The sequence below is a fragment of the Methanopyrus sp. SNP6 genome (assembly GCF_002201895.1).
In the GTDB taxonomy this organism is placed as follows: domain Archaea; phylum JAADCQ01; class Methanopyri; order Methanopyrales; family Methanopyraceae; genus Methanopyrus.
In genome coordinates this window covers 1,228,124-1,243,810 of the sequence record NZ_CP019436.1, presented here as the reverse complement: position 1 = coordinate 1,243,810, position 15,687 = coordinate 1,228,124, and the positions used below count along the sequence as shown (strand labels likewise).

19 protein-coding genes and 2 pseudogenes are annotated in these 15,687 nt (G+C 58.0%); 6 read left to right on the top strand and 15 right to left on the bottom strand.

Features of this window, described 5'->3' with window-relative positions; translation table 11 throughout:
• Positions 1–397: 397 nt before the first annotated feature.
• Positions 398–1,237, top strand: coding sequence for an MBL fold metallo-hydrolase (locus tag BW921_RS06880; protein ID WP_148689121.1), 840 nt, complete (start codon positions 398–400; stop codon positions 1,235–1,237).
• A gap of 75 nt (positions 1,238–1,312) precedes the next feature.
• On the opposite strand, the gene BW921_RS06875 is transcribed toward BW921_RS06880, so the two are convergent.
• Positions 1,313–2,263 carry an ATPase domain-containing protein gene (locus BW921_RS06875; protein ID WP_148689120.1) on the bottom strand — a complete coding sequence of 317 codons (951 nt, stop codon included), beginning with the start codon at positions 2,261–2,263 and terminating at the stop codon, positions 1,313–1,315.
• Positions 2,264–2,443: 180 nt separating this feature from the next.
• Here BW921_RS06875 and BW921_RS06870 point away from each other — a divergent pair, with 180 nt between their 5' ends.
• The gene (locus BW921_RS06870; protein WP_168168831.1) at positions 2,444–2,896 is read left to right on the top strand and encodes a signal peptidase I; all 453 of its coding nucleotides are present in this window, start codon (positions 2,444–2,446) and stop codon (positions 2,894–2,896) included.
• A gap of 58 nt (positions 2,897–2,954) precedes the next feature.
• Here the strand turns inward: BW921_RS06870 and pcn are convergent, their stop codons facing one another.
• From pcn to BW921_RS08035, 7 genes and pseudogenes are all read right to left on the bottom strand, one after another.
• A complete protein-coding gene (pcn, locus tag BW921_RS06865) occupies positions 2,955–3,713 on the bottom strand; it encodes a proliferating cell nuclear antigen (pcna) (protein ID WP_236953828.1) in 759 nt (252 codons plus the stop codon).
• A gap of 51 nt (positions 3,714–3,764) precedes the next feature.
• A complete protein-coding gene (locus BW921_RS06860; RefSeq protein WP_148689117.1) occupies positions 3,765–3,944 on the bottom strand; it encodes a hypothetical protein in 180 nt (59 codons plus the stop codon).
• The gene (locus tag BW921_RS06855; protein ID WP_148689116.1) at positions 3,898–4,545 is read right to left on the bottom strand and encodes a hypothetical protein; all 648 of its coding nucleotides are present in this window, start codon (positions 4,543–4,545) and stop codon (positions 3,898–3,900) included. The genes BW921_RS06860 and BW921_RS06855 overlap by 47 nt, the downstream gene beginning before the upstream one ends.
• On the bottom strand, positions 4,542–4,997 hold the full coding sequence (locus tag BW921_RS06850; RefSeq protein ID WP_210400452.1) for an NUDIX hydrolase: 456 nt from the start codon (positions 4,995–4,997) through the stop codon (positions 4,542–4,544). Before BW921_RS06850 ends, BW921_RS06855 begins: the two co-directional genes overlap by 4 nt.
• Before the next feature lie 72 nt (positions 4,998–5,069).
• Positions 5,070–6,032, bottom strand: a complete 963-nt coding sequence (locus BW921_RS06845) for a radical SAM protein (RefSeq protein ID WP_236953738.1) — start codon at positions 6,030–6,032, stop codon at positions 5,070–5,072.
• Complete coding sequence (locus BW921_RS06840; protein WP_148689115.1) at positions 6,013–7,032, bottom strand: hypothetical protein; 1,020 nt, start codon at positions 7,030–7,032, stop codon at positions 6,013–6,015. The genes BW921_RS06845 and BW921_RS06840 overlap by 20 nt, the downstream gene beginning before the upstream one ends.
• Positions 7,004–7,462, bottom strand: a pseudogene (locus BW921_RS08035) (HTH domain-containing protein); the annotation flags it as partial. The pseudogene BW921_RS08035 and the gene BW921_RS06840, both read right to left, overlap by 29 nt.
• Positions 7,463–7,555: 93 nt before the next feature.
• Between BW921_RS08035 and BW921_RS06830 the strand changes: the two are divergent.
• From BW921_RS06830 to BW921_RS06820, 3 genes are all read left to right on the top strand, one after another.
• Complete coding sequence (locus tag BW921_RS06830; RefSeq protein WP_168168828.1) at positions 7,556–8,686, top strand: pyridoxal phosphate-dependent aminotransferase; 1,131 nt, start codon at positions 7,556–7,558, stop codon at positions 8,684–8,686.
• Complete coding sequence (locus tag BW921_RS06825; protein ID WP_148689112.1) at positions 8,683–9,306, top strand: acetate--CoA ligase family protein; 624 nt, start codon at positions 8,683–8,685, stop codon at positions 9,304–9,306. The genes BW921_RS06830 and BW921_RS06825 overlap by 4 nt, the downstream gene beginning before the upstream one ends.
• Positions 9,307–9,495: 189 nt before the next feature.
• Positions 9,496–9,696: a TRAM domain-containing protein gene (locus BW921_RS06820; RefSeq protein ID WP_148689111.1), complete on the top strand. Its 201-nt coding sequence runs from the start codon at positions 9,496–9,498 to the stop codon at positions 9,694–9,696.
• A 35-nt stretch (positions 9,697–9,731) separates the two neighbouring features.
• Here the strand turns inward: BW921_RS06820 and BW921_RS06815 are convergent, their stop codons facing one another.
• Complete coding sequence (locus BW921_RS06815; RefSeq protein ID WP_148689110.1) at positions 9,732–10,160, bottom strand: hypothetical protein; 429 nt, start codon at positions 10,158–10,160, stop codon at positions 9,732–9,734.
• Positions 10,161–10,431: 271 nt separating this feature from the next.
• Here BW921_RS06815 and BW921_RS06810 point away from each other — a divergent pair.
• Positions 10,432–10,617 (top strand): annotated as a pseudogene (locus BW921_RS06810) (thiamine-binding protein); the annotation flags it as partial.
• Here the strand turns inward: BW921_RS06810 and BW921_RS06805 are convergent.
• The 6 genes from BW921_RS06805 to BW921_RS06780 all read right to left on the bottom strand — a co-directional run bounded on the left by BW921_RS06805 (position 10,608) and on the right by BW921_RS06780 (position 15,671).
• Entirely contained in the window at positions 10,608–11,054 is a 447-nt protein-coding gene (locus tag BW921_RS06805; protein ID WP_148689108.1) for a hypothetical protein, read from the bottom strand. The pseudogene BW921_RS06810 and the gene BW921_RS06805 overlap by 10 nt on opposite strands.
• Positions 11,055–11,148: 94 nt before the next feature.
• Positions 11,149–11,760 (bottom strand): tRNA (pseudouridine(54)-N(1))-methyltransferase TrmY, encoded by a 612-nt coding sequence (gene trmY, locus BW921_RS06800; RefSeq protein ID WP_148689107.1) that lies wholly within the window; start codon positions 11,758–11,760, stop codon positions 11,149–11,151.
• Between the two features lie 39 nt (positions 11,761–11,799).
• Complete coding sequence (locus BW921_RS06795) at positions 11,800–13,578, bottom strand: ATP synthase subunit A (RefSeq protein ID WP_148689106.1); 1,779 nt, start codon at positions 13,576–13,578, stop codon at positions 11,800–11,802.
• An 11-nt stretch (positions 13,579–13,589) separates the two neighbouring features.
• Positions 13,590–13,928 (bottom strand): V-type ATP synthase subunit F, encoded by a 339-nt coding sequence (locus BW921_RS06790; RefSeq protein ID WP_011019384.1) that lies wholly within the window; start codon positions 13,926–13,928, stop codon positions 13,590–13,592.
• 12 nt (positions 13,929–13,940) lie between these two features.
• Entirely contained in the window at positions 13,941–15,065 is a 1,125-nt protein-coding gene (locus tag BW921_RS06785) for a V-type ATPase subunit (protein WP_148689105.1), read from the bottom strand.
• Between the two features lie 3 nt (positions 15,066–15,068).
• Entirely contained in the window at positions 15,069–15,671 is a 603-nt protein-coding gene (locus BW921_RS06780; RefSeq protein WP_148689104.1) for a V-type ATP synthase subunit E, read from the bottom strand.
• Positions 15,672–15,687 lie beyond the last annotated feature (16 nt).

The window sequence follows — 15,687 nt, the reverse complement described above, 5'->3', positions numbered from 1 at the left end:
GCGAGACTTCGGGGTTCGATCGATCGTCGATGGTGGAAACTTACCCCCAAGAAGCCTGGATTCTGTACAGGCCGGCATCCTAGGATCCGAGCACCGGGTTGTGGTCGGCGGGTAGTTGACGGTCCTCCGCGCCTACGGGATGGAGCCGACGTATCTCAAGGCTCGGGATTCAGAGTTCAACTTCAACACGAGGAAGCCAAACGGCTCTACGCAGATTACGCGGCCAATTCATTTTACGAGAACTAACGGAAGGCGAGGCGTTTCGAGGAAAGACCGAGCGGGTAGTGAAAGCGACGGTAGGGCCCTGTAGGGAGTGAACTTCTTTGAGACGACTTACCAATCGCTGCTTCTGGAGGAGAACATCGATTTGTCTCCCCTCAGGTCCGGGGGATGTGTCGTGGACCGTGAGCTGGTGATGCACTTTCTGGGAACGGGCGGCGCTGTCCCGTCGAAGGACCGGAACCATCCGGGACTGTTGGTGGAGTTCTCCGGAACCAAACTCCTGATTGACTGCGGGGAGGGCGCCCAGCGTCAGGCTATGGAGCAAGGTGTCGCGATTTACGACGTGGACGCTGTGCTGCTCACCCACTGTCACATCGATCACGTTGCGGGCCTCTTACCCCTAGCGACTACCGTGGACCTTCTTCACGGGCGTAGGTTGAAGGTCTACGGTCCCGCCGCGGATTCTGAGTCCACTTTGGACATTTCCGACTTCGAGATGATTGAGTACCGGGAGGTGAATCCGGGAGATGAGGTGGAGATCGGTGACCTCCGGGTGCTGGTGTACGAGTCGGAACACGAGGTTCCTACGGTTGACTATCGGATTGAAACACCGAAGATACCCGGGAAGGCGGATCCGAAGTATATACGGAAGGTACCCACATGGAAGCGGCGTGAAGTACTTTTACGCGGTGAGCGCCCGTACTCACTGACGAAACCCGGTAAGATATCCGTATACGTGAAGGGAGACGGTCGTCCGGCCAACCCCGAGAACATCCGCGGTTGTCAGGTGTTGGTACACGAGGCATGCTTCGAAAACAAGGAGGAAGCTGTGAGATACTCGCACTCGACCCACTTAGAGGCCGCCGAGGTCGCTCGAAAGGCGGGAGTCGACCTACTGGTGTTGACGCACCTGTCCACTAAGGTAGATCCGGAAAGAATGAGGGAGGAGGCTCGAGAGGTGTTTCCAGTGGTAGTCGTAGCGCACGACGGGCTCAGAGTGCGTGTGCGGAGGTGAAGGCCCGTCAGCTACGGCCACACTCCGCATCGGTCCTCGGGGTCCCGGCTGTATCCTCATCCGGGGATCGCGCGGTTAACCCACTAAGCCACGGTCCGTGAGCTCCACTTCGACCTCGAATGGTGGCTTGTCTGGGGCGTCTTCGAGCGTGATAACCCGCTCAGTCCTACCCTTGTAATCGATGCTGAACCGATACGTGGCGATGTGCTTGAGCACCGTTGGAGCCACGTCTTGCCAGCGCTTACCCCAAGCATCCGGGTTCGCCTGGACGTGGGTGGTAACCATGCCGAGGGCGTTGTAAGCAGTGCAGTACTTGAGCAGTGTGTTCAAGATATGGGCGATCATACGCGATCGCTCCGGTAGCTTGTCGCGGGCGCTGTACGGACGGAACGGCTGTGATATGGAATCGATAACTACGACCTTCGGTGTCAGTTCGTAAGCTTCGCTGATGAACTCTCCCTCTTTCTCGTCGAAGTACTGTCTTAGCGCAGCAGCGTCGATGACGCGCCGCAGCACGAACCTATCGGAGACCTCTTTCAGTTCATCCTTTTTGAATCCTCCGATCTCTAAGAGACGCTGCGGTCGGAAGGCGTTCTCGGTGTCGATGTAGAGCACCGACTCTCCCTCCTTAAGTGCGTGCGCGGCCACCTGAGTGGCGAACTGTGACTTACCGGCACCCGGCGGTCCGTACATTCCGACGATAACGCCGGTCGGCAGTCCGCCACCCATCCTCTCGTCGAAACCTTGTATACCCGTGGGAATGACGTCACGCTTCTTCTCTTCCTCCAGGAGATCCGCTAGGGTCTTAGCCTCCATGATACCCTTACTGGCTTCCTCGCGGGCGTCTGCGACGATCTTCTTGGCTGTACTATCCTTCACACCGAAAGCGTCCGAAATAGTGGATGGATCGACAGCGGCCAGATCCGAGAGCGTCTCGATTCCGAGGGCCTCGTAGATCTCGACGATCTTTTCGGGATCCCTACGCAGATAGCGCGAGGTTATTTCGACGACATCTTCTTCGACCACGTTATCACCCCTCGCACTTCGGTAAGCTTCGGGAGAGATATTAAGCTTATCTTCGATTAATATCAGTTATGAAATATGTTTGAAGTGGCAGAGTTTCAGCAATGGAACGGCACGTAAGGGTTTCACACGGTCCGGTGGATATTTCTCGACCCGTCTCGGTGGTCCATGGGGTGGTCCGCGTTGGACGTCAAGAGGGCCTGGAGGAAAGTGAGAGAACTCAGGGGCTGGAAAGCCGCGATCTTCTACGTGGTCCTAGGAGTGGCCCTGGGGTACGGCCTTAGGTACGGGCTCGGATTCGTACTGGGTACGCCCGATCCGGTGGTTACAGTGATCTCCGAGAGTATGTATCCGTACTACAACGTCGGCGACGTGCTCCTGGTCGTTGGGGTACCGTACCGGGACATCAAAGTCGGAGACGTCATAGTATACCGACTGCCGGGGAAACCGATCCCTATTGTCCACAGGGTGATAGCCAAAACGCCGGAAGGTGTCATCACCAAGGGAGACAACAACCCGTTGCCCGACCCATGGTGCCCAATCCGGCCCAAGGAGATCAGCGGTAAGGTAGTTCTCAGAATACCATACGTAGGGTACCCGAAAGCGCTCATCGACAGGTACCTGTACGGGGGCTAACCCCCGCCCAGGGTCCTGTCCCGGACAATGCGGAATTCTGACGAGAAGAAGGAAGAGTTCACTCCTCCACTCTCGGCGCGAGGTAAAACGTCAACTTACCTTCACCTGCGGGGCCGATCCTGAATGTCAGTTCCAAAGGCATGTCCTGACCTAGCCTGATCCTAACACTCTCCGCACCTTGAGCGGCCTGGATCATATCCTTCAAGTAGTCCAGCGGGTACGCGGTTTCGACATTCTCTTCGACTTCGAACGTCAGTAACGCTTCCGCACCTTCCTGGACCTTCGGGATCACGCGACCACGCTCTCCTTCTGCCTTGAAGTAGAACGTGTTACCCTTCGCCCCGACCTTGACCGTGTCACTGACGAGATCCGCGTCCCGTACGGCATCTTGGATGAAGTCCGGCACCACGGTAACCTCGACAGCGAAATCCAGCTCGGGCTCGTCTGGAATGTCATCGACGTCGATGCTCCGGAGCCTGAACTCACGTTCGTAGCCGCTGGATCCGAGTTTTATTATCACCTCATCCTCGTCCTCACCCTCCAAGGTGATCTCGTCCGTAACTCGCGCACGCCGCACTATCCGGGTCACCTCCTCCATGTCGAGACCGTACATCAGCTCGTCGCTCGGGGGTTCGTACTCGTCGAACATCTCCCAGGGCATCTCTAGCACGGCCATAGCGATGTGAGAGGCGTCCATCGCCCTAGACACGATCCCGTTCTCCGTCACGATCAAGGGGGCTTCTTCGACCACCTTACCCGCCGCGTTGAACGCGTACTTGAAGTATCTAGCCTCCTCCTGGTAGGCTCTGAACTCCACCAACTTGAGCACCCCAATGCACTCTGGCGCGAAGATGTGAGAGATAAACCCTTACCTCAAAACCTCCCGGACGTCCTTCCACAACTTCAGGTCTATCCCCAGCCGCTGCACCGCGTGAGGCTCAACCTTGACGGTCTCGCCGATCTCGGTAATCGAACCGAAGACCCGCACTACCTCACCTGTCTCAGGCGGATCGTCGATCTCCATACCTCGCTCGTCCAGAACCTTCACTTTCCCCACTGTCGGACACTCCACGATCCTCTTCCCGTCGTCCACTGTCAGCGGTTCCGTCCCCACGACTACACCCACCGTCACTATCCTCGTCCCCGATTCCGTCCCCTCTTTCAGCGGTTCGTACATCGGAACTACCCCGATTCTCGACTTTCTCCTTCTTCCACTCTTTTTCCGACTTTTCTTCCTCTTTCTCCTTTTCCTTCAGCTCTCTCTCCTGACCCTCCAATTCCTCTTCAATCTCCTCCAGGATTCCGACGGCGTTTTTCACACATCTGAGAGCTCTCAGCGCGTAGGTCACGGCGTTGTACTTCGCCGGGATCCTCTCTGAACCCTCCTCTAGGTAACGCTCGGCCTTCTTCAGGAGACCGAGCGCCGCCCGAACTCGTTCGACGTTCCTCAGTTCCCAGATGCCCCTACTGACTCCCATGATGCCCACCACCAGGCCTGAAATCGCAAGAAATACTCGGTCTCCGAAGCTCGGGTTATCGATCTCGGCGAACCTAGGGGGCTCACGTATGCCGAGTAGTGCGTTCGCGGACACCGTACACAGAAGCAGACCGCCGGCTACGTAAGCTACTATCTTCAACCCCCTCCTCAACGCACGATCCCCGCGTCCCGAAGCATATCGTAGTGGTCGAACGCGAGGTCGTCGGGAGTTAAGTCCGAAGGGTCTACGACCTTCACATCCGCCGCGTCCGAGCCCGCTCGTAACTCACCCCCTACCACCTCACATTTGAAGCACACCGATACGACGTGACCTCGCGGATCACGCTCTGGGTCCGAGTACACTCCCACCAACTCGACAGGCCGGACCTTGAGCCCCGTTTCCTCCCTAACCTCACGAGCCACCGCTTCTTCTACCGTTTCACCGCACTCCACGAATCCTCCGGGCAGCGCCAGCTTGCCCTTGAAGGGTTTCTTTCCACGTCGTACCAGCACGATGCCCTCACGATAGGGTACTATGCCGTCCACGGTAAGCGCAGGTGCCGGGTACTTCCCGTTGCAGATGCACGGACACCGGGTCTCGGATTCGGCAATCCCTTCGAACACCCCCACGTTCGTCGGGGCCACATTCGTCGGGGAGCGGATTACGTTTATTCCTTCCTGGGACGTGTTTCCCAATTAACCCGGTAAGGCCACGCCTTCGTTGCCTATCTTCACGTTTTTCAGTCCGGCCACATCCCGTGCCAACCGCTCAGCTGTCTCGAGTTCAGAGCGTTTTGGAGGTCTCACGGAGAGCTTGTACTCGGGGAAGTATGCCAGGATCGTGAACGGAATGTTCCGGTCAACGTCCGCCACGTACTCGGCGATTCTGAGGATCTGATCGGCCTCCACGTAGCCGGGAATGTATAGTGTACACACCTCGAGGACCACATCGTGCTCGACGAGTAACTCGATTGCCTCGAGGGTATAGCGGTTCGTCGCCCCCGTCAGTTTTCGATGCACGTCTTCCTTCCACGCCTTCACATCGAGCCAGACGGCGTCTAAGCCAGCCGCGACTAGCTCTTCCACGTTCTCTCGGACCAATCCGAACCCGTTCGTCTCGAGAAGAACCCAGAGATCGTCTGTCTCGGACTTGAGCCCCCTTATCGATTCAACGTAGAATTCGGGACGACACACGATGTCACCGCCCGTGAACGCCACGATGTTGCGCGCGGGCCCCCACCCTTGGGGACTGGGGACTACTTGATCCGGGTCCAATTCGCCCGGACACCACTCCGGCCTCTCACCTAGCGTCACACATTGACCACATCCCAGGCACAGATCTATGGCGTAGAACGACGTGGCGCGACTCCGCGGCTCCCAGACTGTGACTGTTTCGCGGTACTCCAGGGCGTGTCGGACGAAGTCCTCGGGGCTCCACCACGTACCTACGGGACGCTGCGTGAACTTCCAAGAATGACAGAACAAGCATTCCCAATTGCAGCAGCTCTGGTACACGGAGTAGTAATGCTCGGGTCGCGACAGGTGGGCGTCGTGTATCAACCGCTTCCCATCGCGTAAGCCGACCTTACAGGCGGGTTTGTCCCCGATCTCGCATCTCTCGGCCTTTCCGTACCCGAGCTCAGTCATCCTGCAGGTCAACCTTCAGCTCGATCCCCCGGCGGCGCGCCTCGAGCAGTATCTCACGCTTCGGGAGGTTAACCACTTCTTGCAGCCGGCGCAACTCCTCCCCTGTGAGCTCGCCGAGCCTACGCAGTTCCATGTTCAGACGTCGTCTGGCGAACCGTGGTGATTGTACCCGTAGGATCGCCCGCTCCAGTGACTCACCATCAACGATTACGCGAGAGAGTGCCTCCACGAGCGCGTTGATCCTGTCCGGAACTCCGACGATGCTACCACCGAGCGTGATACGACGTCGCTCGACATCGCATGGGATGCCGGGAGCTAGCTTCGCAGTCCATCCGCGCATATTCTCGTCGACGATCCCACCAAGTACGAAGACGGTATCCTCCCGTATTTCGTTCTCGTCGAGTTCCTCTTCGGCGTTGGGATCTAAGAGGATGACTCTATCCACACTAAGTTCGGCGATCAAGTCCTCCCAGTCCTCGTACAACCCGCCCTCGAAGGAGGGAAAGGCCTTCAGGAACCTCTCCTCGGCTTCGGGGGTGACGTTGACCAAGCTCATATGATGGTCCGAAAGGTACAATCGGAGCGTCGAAGCCGTCACGGCAGTTTGACGTATCAGGTTGGTACGGCCGAAGTCGGAGTGCTCACCCCAGAACCGGTAGTCTACCACGAAATGTGGACGGGCTGGGTAGTCCGGTACTGCTTCCGCGAGCTCTTCAGGAGGTACATCCTGACCACTCGGCGTCGCCCGGTAATCGGAGGTAATCTCATCGCCGGGAACCGCGAGCGACAGCCCACGCCAGGAGGTGTAGATTCTGACGGGTCTCTCTTCGGCCTCAAATCCTAGCCCCTTGCGGACTGCGTACAGTGCGAACCTGTTCACCGCCGCGCGGCCTGTAGCTCTCCCGGGTTTGTACGATCTCGGAACTAGGACGTTAGCCGCTCCTAAGATCTCCAGAAGCGCCTCGGAGGGGGTGAGCGGCAGATTACTTTCGCCCCCGCGGTTCGACTTCAACGCGGATCAGACCTTCCAGCCCATCGAGTTCCTGAAGGACTTCCTCATGAACGACGTTCTCCGCTTCGAATTCCATGATGGCGATTCCATCCTCCACCTTGAGCTCGGTTTCTAAGATGTTAACGCCGGCGCTCGCCAACCGGTTGGTGACGTCTGCGAGTAATCCCGGCCGATCTTCTGCCTCGATCAATATCCTAGCATGACCGCCGCCGCGTCGGACGATTGTGACTCTACCACCCGATCGCACGAGAAGAACGGCGTCCTTGGTCGGATAAACACCGCCCCCGCGCCCCGGTTTAGTCTCGACGAGTCCTAGATCTTTGAGGATCTTGATGTATCGGTCCAGCGTACTCCTATGGAGTCCTAACTGTCTCGAGATCTCTGAGACGGTAATCCCGGAGTTATTCACCACCAGTTCCAGGATGTCACGGGCGCGGCCGCTAAGGCGCGATCCCGATACCCCCCAATACTTTTCGGTATTTACACAAAAGTCTGGCGGTCTAAAGTCCTCGGGGTGAGGCCGGTGTCAGCCGACTGGATTCCCGATTCACCGGACGAACTATTCCGGAAGATACATTCCGGCGAAGTGATAGAGCTCGGCCAGAACACCAACCGGCTGGGACCGCCCGAGGAGGTACGCAGGGCGGTGGTGCGCGCCGCACTGGAGGCACCGTACAACGTGTACGCACACCCGCAGGGCGACCGTCGACTTCGAGAGGGACTCCTGGAGTACTTCGAACTCGACGACGATTTCGACGCTGTGATAACCAACGGCGCTATCGAAGGCGTCCACGCCGTCATCAGGGCGTTCGCTAGCAACGGTGTGGCCGTAACTCCGGATCCAGGGTACAAGACTATTGACAGTATGATGATGGCGGAGGGAGTTCACGTCCAGGAGGTCGATATATATTCCGAGGAATTCAACTATCAGATGACTGCAGACGCCGTGATGGAGGAGTTCGATGGCAACCTCCGGGAGCTCGATCTCATTTTCGTAATAAACCCTTCCAACCCGCTCGGCAGCTCCATGTCCGATCGAGAGCTCCGGAGTCTCGTGGAGCTCGCCCAAGACTCGGACGCGTTCCTAGTACACGACTGTACGTACAGGGACTTCGCTCCGGAACAGCCAGTAGCCTGTGAAATGGACCCGGAACGCTGCGTCGACTTGTACAGTTTCTCCAAGACGTACGGACTCGCCGGCCTTCGGATCGGAGCTGTGATCGGAGAGCAGAAACTGCTGGAGCAGGTATCTAAATACAAGGTGAGCAAGCTAGGGATAAACATGATAGCTCAGGAAGCCGCCATCACCGCCTTGAGAGTTCGTGATCGATGGATCCCGAGACTGCTCAGGGAGGTCACGCGGAATCAGCGTCTGATCAAGCGCGAGTGTGAAGGGGACGGAATAAAGATACCAGTGTATCCATCGCACGCCAATTGTCTCGTGATCGACTTCTCCGAGTACGGGTACATCGACTCGAAAACCGTAGTGGGTAAACTGTACTCCGAGTACGGTATCTTCGTGAGAACGGGCTACTACACCAGCCCACGCCGCGGTAAGGGGTTCATCCGAGTGGCGTTTTCGGCTCCACGGGAGGACATAGAGCAGTTCTGTGAAGCCTTCAACGAGGTTATGGGGGAGTTGATCAGGTCGTGAGCTCTGAGATCGTTCTGGAGCACGATGTACTCACTGCACTTCGTGAGGGCGGTCTCGAAACGCCACGATTCACTGTCCTCAAACGCCCCGAGGAGGCATCCGACGTACCGTTCGATCCACCCTACACAGTCAAGCTCCTTCATCCTGGGGTCACGCATCGGGCCCGTGTCGGTGCCATATACACGGCCGTACCATCCAAGAAGCGACTCGAACGACGTGTGGCCGAACTGTTAGAGCGCTGGTCCGACGCAGTCGGTGTCATCGTTCAAGAGCATTTAAACGTCGTCGAGGGTATAGAGGCCTTCTTAGGTATAAAGGAGGACGACACCTTCGGTACCGTCGTACTGCTCGGTCTCGGAGGGAAACTCGTCGAAGAACTTCGAGCCTACATCGTTCGGCGACCACCGGTTGACGGCGAGGACGTCGAGAGAAGTCTCCGCAGAGTGCCCGGAGGTGAACGATTACTCTCCGAGATAGGTCCTAACCGCCTCGCCGAAGTCGTCAACACGGCCCACGAGGTGTATAAGGGGAAAGGATGGTCCGAACTCGACGTGAACCCACTCCTTCTGATCGACGGTGAAGCGATAGCGTTAGACGGTCTGGCCAAGAAAGCCGACTGACCGCTCATCCTACAATGGATCGGCATATCGAGTCTTCCCATCCATTGCTGCCAAGTAGCGGATGGCGAGCGCTAACGTTGGAATACGTTCCGCGTCCGCATCCGAGCCGTCGGGAGACACACTGGGGAAAACTATAAGTAATGTGGATTCGTGGGAAGTATGTGTTCTAAGTGAAGGAGGTGTGAAAGCTTGGAAGGGAAGGACAAGCCCGTGGATGTTGGGGACGTCTACGAGGTGAAAATCGAGGATACAGGGAAGCGAGGTGATGGTGTCGCGAAGGTTAATGGGTTCGTAATATTCGTGCCAGAAGCGGAGAAGGGTGATAAGGTGCTAGTGAAGATAGTGTCAGTACGTGACACGTACGCCATAGGCAGAATTGTTGAAATCTAGCGGGGCAATTTTCTCCGCCACCCGCACGTATAGTTTCAATCCTCAGGACGTTCAATGATCTCGCGAACAGTCTTCACGACCTCACGTTCCTTCTCCTGGATTCCCACCACGGACAGCACCCGTTGGTGCAGTGCCCTTCGCAACTCCTCGAAATCTAATATTTCGTCCCGGACTGTAGGTGCTTGTCGCCGTCGCCCGAGTTGTCGTGAACGGAGGAGATCGGGCTGCAAGTACGTACGAAGGCTACCCTCCGCGGTTAGAGCGTGACCGACGTCCGTGAACCCATATCCCGACGTCCGGAATATCTCCTCCATCTCATCCGCGCTGGTGCCCAGCAGTATCGAGTGATCCGGCATCTCAACGAGCGGCTCGGCACCGAACGAGCGGACCTCATCGGCGAGTTCTTCCAAGGTCTCGATGGTGAGCTCGATGACCATTAGGTCGGGATCGTCAACCAGTGTCAAGTGTTAGGGACTGAACCGTATCCGACTCCGCGGCGAGCTCGGCGGCCGTCGGATGCCCCCAGGATGTACTCATGGTGAATAGCTAGGGACCGCCCGGTAGTTTCAATTCTTTATTGATCCCGTCGATTCTGATGCTAAGGGGGCGGAACCCGTGGCGGTAGTAATGGAGATTTCGTTCTACCCGATCGGGACCGGATCACCGAGCGTTAGCGATGAGATAGCCGAGGTAGTGAAAGCCCTGAAGGAAGCCTGATTCGAGCCGCAGGTAGGCCCGATGGGCACCGTAGTGGAGGTGGAAACCTTCGAGGACACTTTAGAGGCTCTCCGCATCGCTAGGAAGGCCGCATTGCGCGCGGTGGACCGTGCCGTGTTCGTTGTCAAGATAGACGAGCGCAGGGATAAGGAGCTAACCGCGGAGGGTAAAGTGCGGTCCGTGGAACAGAAGATTCAGGAGTAGTAGAGGTCGATAACGCGACCGAGCAGATCACTAAGTACACGTTCCGCGACTTCCGTGACCTCTTTGGCCTCCTCGGAGTCCGTACCGTGCGAGGCCAGTAGAACCTTCTCTCCCAACTTCACCTTTCCAGCGAAGACCTCCTTAGTCCTTCCCCGACCGTACACCTCCACCGCATGTCCTTTGGGTAAGTCTTCTCTCTCTTCGACGCGCAGTAGCCTCGGTTTCTCCCCCAAGATGTTCCCCACGTTCCGCTCCAGCGTCTTACGGGCCTCCAACAGAATCTCGTCTTCGATCTCGCGGCTGAGTTCGGTCTTCTCCGTAGAGAACTTGAGCTTGTCACCGCGGTGGCTGAGGTAGGTACGTTCCGGCAAGGACTCTTCGTCTAGAGCCGCGAAGAGGGTGCGATCAGGGAGAGCCGTGAGGTAAAGGTGTCGCATCTGCGCCCCCGTATCTAAACTACCGTGCCGGTCACCGATTGTTAGCAATTTCCCCGACAGAGTTTTGCGAAAGCGCATGGAGGTACGTCACGGATTACATAACGTTAGAGACGCTGTGAGCGTATTCAGGCGGCCGTTTCACGTCCAGGTACCGGTGCAAGATCACGATGCATTGATCGGAGTGATAGGGGATCGGCCCAACCGATATCACAGCATCGGCACGCCGTCTCAACAGTCGATCCTGCTCCGGCGTAGGACCTTCATGATCTCCGAGGACGAACACGGCATCGGGCTCCGGTTCCACTTCCTCTAAATCCCGGCCGTCCTCACTCATATAGTAGAGCTTGGCACCTTTCATCTCATCGAGCAAGTCCTGGAGGTCCGCACGGCGGACGAAGATCCCGGGATGAGGTTCGGTGTCCGGGTCTGCCGCGAGGGCGCGCCGAAGATGGATCGCAGTGGTACGCTCGTCAGGGTACAAACGGCGCACACGACGACCCGTCACGGTGATGGTTTTCGGGGGATCGTTAGGACCGCGCAGTAGGAGATGTACCACCGTATCCGTACGAACCCCGTGGGAATACAGTAGAGATTGGGTCGTAACGCGACACACCAGATCGAAGCGTCCGGAGCCGGGAAGATCCTTGAGCCGTACACGGTCGGGTGACGTAGGTGCGTGGTTGAACAGTACGAGGAACTCTCTCACGTTACGACCCCCGTAACGATCTAGGTGGGAGGGGGGGGTTCACGAGGCCTCCTCTATAAGCTCCTCGAACTGCTCGTCGATCTTCTTCCGGATCTCCTGTATCTTATCCTTCGCTTCCTCGTTGGATATCACCTTCATCCTGGCGATGTCGTCGATGACGTCGAGCTTGAGGATCTCGTCCACCGGTACTCCCTTGTCCACGGCCTCCTCGGCCCTCTCCTTGAAGTGTAGGATGGTCTTGAGCATCTCGTACTGCTTCTCGGGCGGGCAGTACGTGTCAACCTCGTGGAACGCGTTCTGCTGCAGGAAATCCTCACGGATCATCCTCGCTACCTCCAGGATCAAGCGCTCGCTCTCCGGTAGCGCGTCAGGCCCTACCAACTGCACGATCTCCTCCAGCTCTGATTCGCGCTGGAGTATCTCCATGGCTTCGTCGCGTAGTTCCCTCCAATCGTTGCCGACTTCCTCGTGCCACCAGTTTTCTACGTCGTCCAAGTACAGCGAGTACGACTGCAACCAGTTGATCGCCGGGAAGTGCCGACGGTCCGCCAGCTTAGAGTCGAGCGCCCAGAAGACCTTCACGATACGGAGCGTGTTCTGCGTCACGGGCTCCGAGAAGTCGCCACCCGGTGGGGATACAGCTCCTACCACGGTGACCGAACCTACTCTGTCGTCGGAACCCAGACAGACGACTCGACCCGCACGCTCGTAGAACTCGGCCAATCTGGAGGCTAGGTACGCCGGGTAACCTTCCTCACCCGGCATTTCCTCCAGTCGACCCGAAATCTCACGCAGCGCCTCAGCCCACCGCGACGTGGAGTCAGCCATGAGCGCCACGTCGTATCCCATGTCCCGGTAGTACTCCGCCATTGTGATACCTGTGTAGATACAGGCCTCACGGGCCGCCACCGGCATGTTGGACGTGTTCGCTACCAGGACCGTACGCTCCATCAGGGGTCTACCCGTTCGTGGGTCCTCGAGCTCCGGGAAGTCCTCAAGCACCTCGGTCATCTCGTTACCACGCTCTCCGCATCCGATGTACACCACTACATGGGCGTCCGCCCACTTCGCCAGCTGCTGCTGAGTAACCGTCTTACCGCTCCCGAACGGCCCCGGAATGGCGGCGGTTCCACCTTTGGCTACGGGGAAGAACGTATCAATGACACGCTGACCCGTGATCAGGGGCTCCTCTGGGTCGAGCTTGCGCTTGTAAGGTCGCGGCTTCCGCACGGGCCACTCCTGCATCATTGTGACCTCGTGCTCCTCACCCTCCTCGTCCTCGATGACGGCGATGGTATCCTCCACGGTGTACTCTCCGTCGGCCGCGATCTCGATTACCTCACCGGATATTCCGAGTGGAACCATGATCTTGTGCTCGATGAGCTCCGTCTCCGGCACGGTTCCGAGGATGTCGCCACCTTCGACTTTTTCTCCTTCCTTGACCTTAGGAGTGAACTCCCACTTTTTCTTCCGGTCCAAGGCCGGCACGAGGATACCACGCTCGACGAAGTCACCAACCTCCTTACGGATCTCGGGCAGCGGACGCTGGATTCCGTCGAAGATCTGAGTAAGCAGTCCGGGGCCTAGCTCCACGGACAGGAGCTCTCCAGTACCCTTGACGGGCTCACCGGGCTGCAGACCGGTAGTCTCCTCGTAGACCTGTATGGTAGCCCGGTCGCCCTCGATGTTGATGACCTCACCGATCAGACCCTCGTTGCCGACCCGGAACACCTCGTACATCTTCGCGCCCTCACAACCCACCGCTTCCACGACGGGTCCCGCGATTTTAACTATCTCGCCTTTCACGCCGTTGGACACGGAAGATCCCCCTAACGCTCGATGCGTTCGAGGTCGATCTCCACCCCTACGGCCTTTTTAACTATCTCCTCGATCTCGAACTCCTCGGTCGGGCCTTCCGGTCCGGGGACGGTCACGAAAATAGGAGTAGCCTCACCTCGAGAGACCTTCTCCCGTTGAATCTCCTCTACTTCTTCCTTCACCTTTTCGGCCACATCTTCGGTGAGAATGATTACCCCGACTTCAGGATCTGAAGCTAGCTTTTTCACGGCCTCCTTAGGGTCCTCACGGTCCGCGTCGATCGTTCGCACACCAACGAGTCTGAACCCAGAGGCGACAGACCCGTTCACCACGGCGGCCACTACGTACACGGGTAGTTCCCCCTACACTAACATGGTCTCGACGTCCGCCACCTTGGCGTTGACGAGGGAGATCACGTTATCGACCTCACGCTGCTTTTCGTACACCGCATGTACTACGGCCGGTGCTCCGATGAGATCGGATCCCGCGATCTCTCGGGCTAGCTCATAGCGGGCTTTACGGAGGGCTTCATCGAAGACTTGGACTCCACGTCCTTCTGAGTACTCCTCGGCGGCCTCCTCCAGGTACGACCCGAGGGAGGTCCCTGAGAGTCTCTCAACGACCTCTAGTGGATCTTCTGCTTCCGCCAGCTCCCGCTTCCTCCACTCGGCTAGCTCCCAACCGCCCTCCGCCATAGCCTCGAGCACACGTTCCGGGTCCAGGTTCAGGATCGCACCTCGAAGCGCAACCTCCACGTTGTATAGGTCGATCTCAAGACCGACCAGTCTGGCCAGTTCCTCGTCGACCTTCTCGCTCACCACCAGATCCCACAAATGCTCGTAATAAGCCCTATCGAGGGCCAACTCTAGCGGCAGTAGGAGACCCGACTCCTCGTACTCACGCAGGGCTTCCTCTAATCCGCAGTCGTACGGAGTTCCGCGTAGATGGTCTACGACCTCCGGAACTGAACGCGCTTCCTTTAGCTCTCGCCAGGTTTCTTCCCCGAGCAGTACGGGCGCGTCCACGAGGTATTTTGGTTCCTCACCCGCATGACGCGCACGCAGTACCGCCTTGATGTCTTCTAGCTCGTACTTGGCCATCAGGGCCCGTGCTAGCTCGGAAACGTCCTCCGGGCTGGTCTCGACGATCCTCCCCATTACGGACTCGACGGCACGGCGCTTGAGCTCTATCTCGAGGGGGGCCGTGTTCCCGTCGAGTACCGACCGGGCTGCTTCGGGCTCGACTCCGAGTTCCTCGAGCCTTGTGACCAGGTCCCGCATCGGAGCGTCCTTGAGTTCCTCGTAATCCTCATCTGATAGTGTCTCCGCCTCGACGGCCTTGGCTCTTGGGAGTGGGTAAGCGTAGGGGGCGTACCGCCAAACGACGTCGGTGATCGGTATGGACAAGATTATCGAGAGCACCGTGACCAGCGCGATGATCCCGACGGCAAGAAGGGTATAATCTTGCAGGCCGGCCAGTCCTAGCAAGGATTATCCCCCGAAGAGCGTCTCCGAGACTCGTCTAACTATCTCGGAGCGTCGGCGACGGATCCGAGCATCGACGGTGTTGTCGTACGCCTCGGAGCCGTCCTTACTCTCCGCGATCACACCACCCACGGCCTCCACCGGCTCGCCCAGCTCGACGTCTTTACCGGTCTCGTCACGGATCTCCGAGAGCATCTCGTCCAGCAGCATCAGATCGTTCTCGTTGGCTCGGAGCACGACTTCATCGGAGGAAATCGCGTTCACGGCCTCAATGGCGGAACGCTTGAGGAACTCTAGGTACTCCTTCCGACCCTCCTCCGCCAGCTCCCTGATCTTCTCCTCGGCCAGCTCGATCGCCTTCTCGATGTACTCCTCCTTAACCCGAAGCCTCTCCTGACGGATCTCCAGCTTTGCCTGTGCTATCTCGCGTCTCCGTCGGGTCTCGGCTTCACGCCGAGCACGGTCTAAAATCTCTCGACGCACCTCCTCGGCTTCACGCTCCGCCTTTTCACGGATACGTTCCGCGTCTCGTCTCGCCTCCTCTAGAATCTCTTCGGCCTCCTTCTCGGCATCTTCCAGGATCTTACGCTCGAGCTCCTCTACACCCATGTGTGACACCCCAACT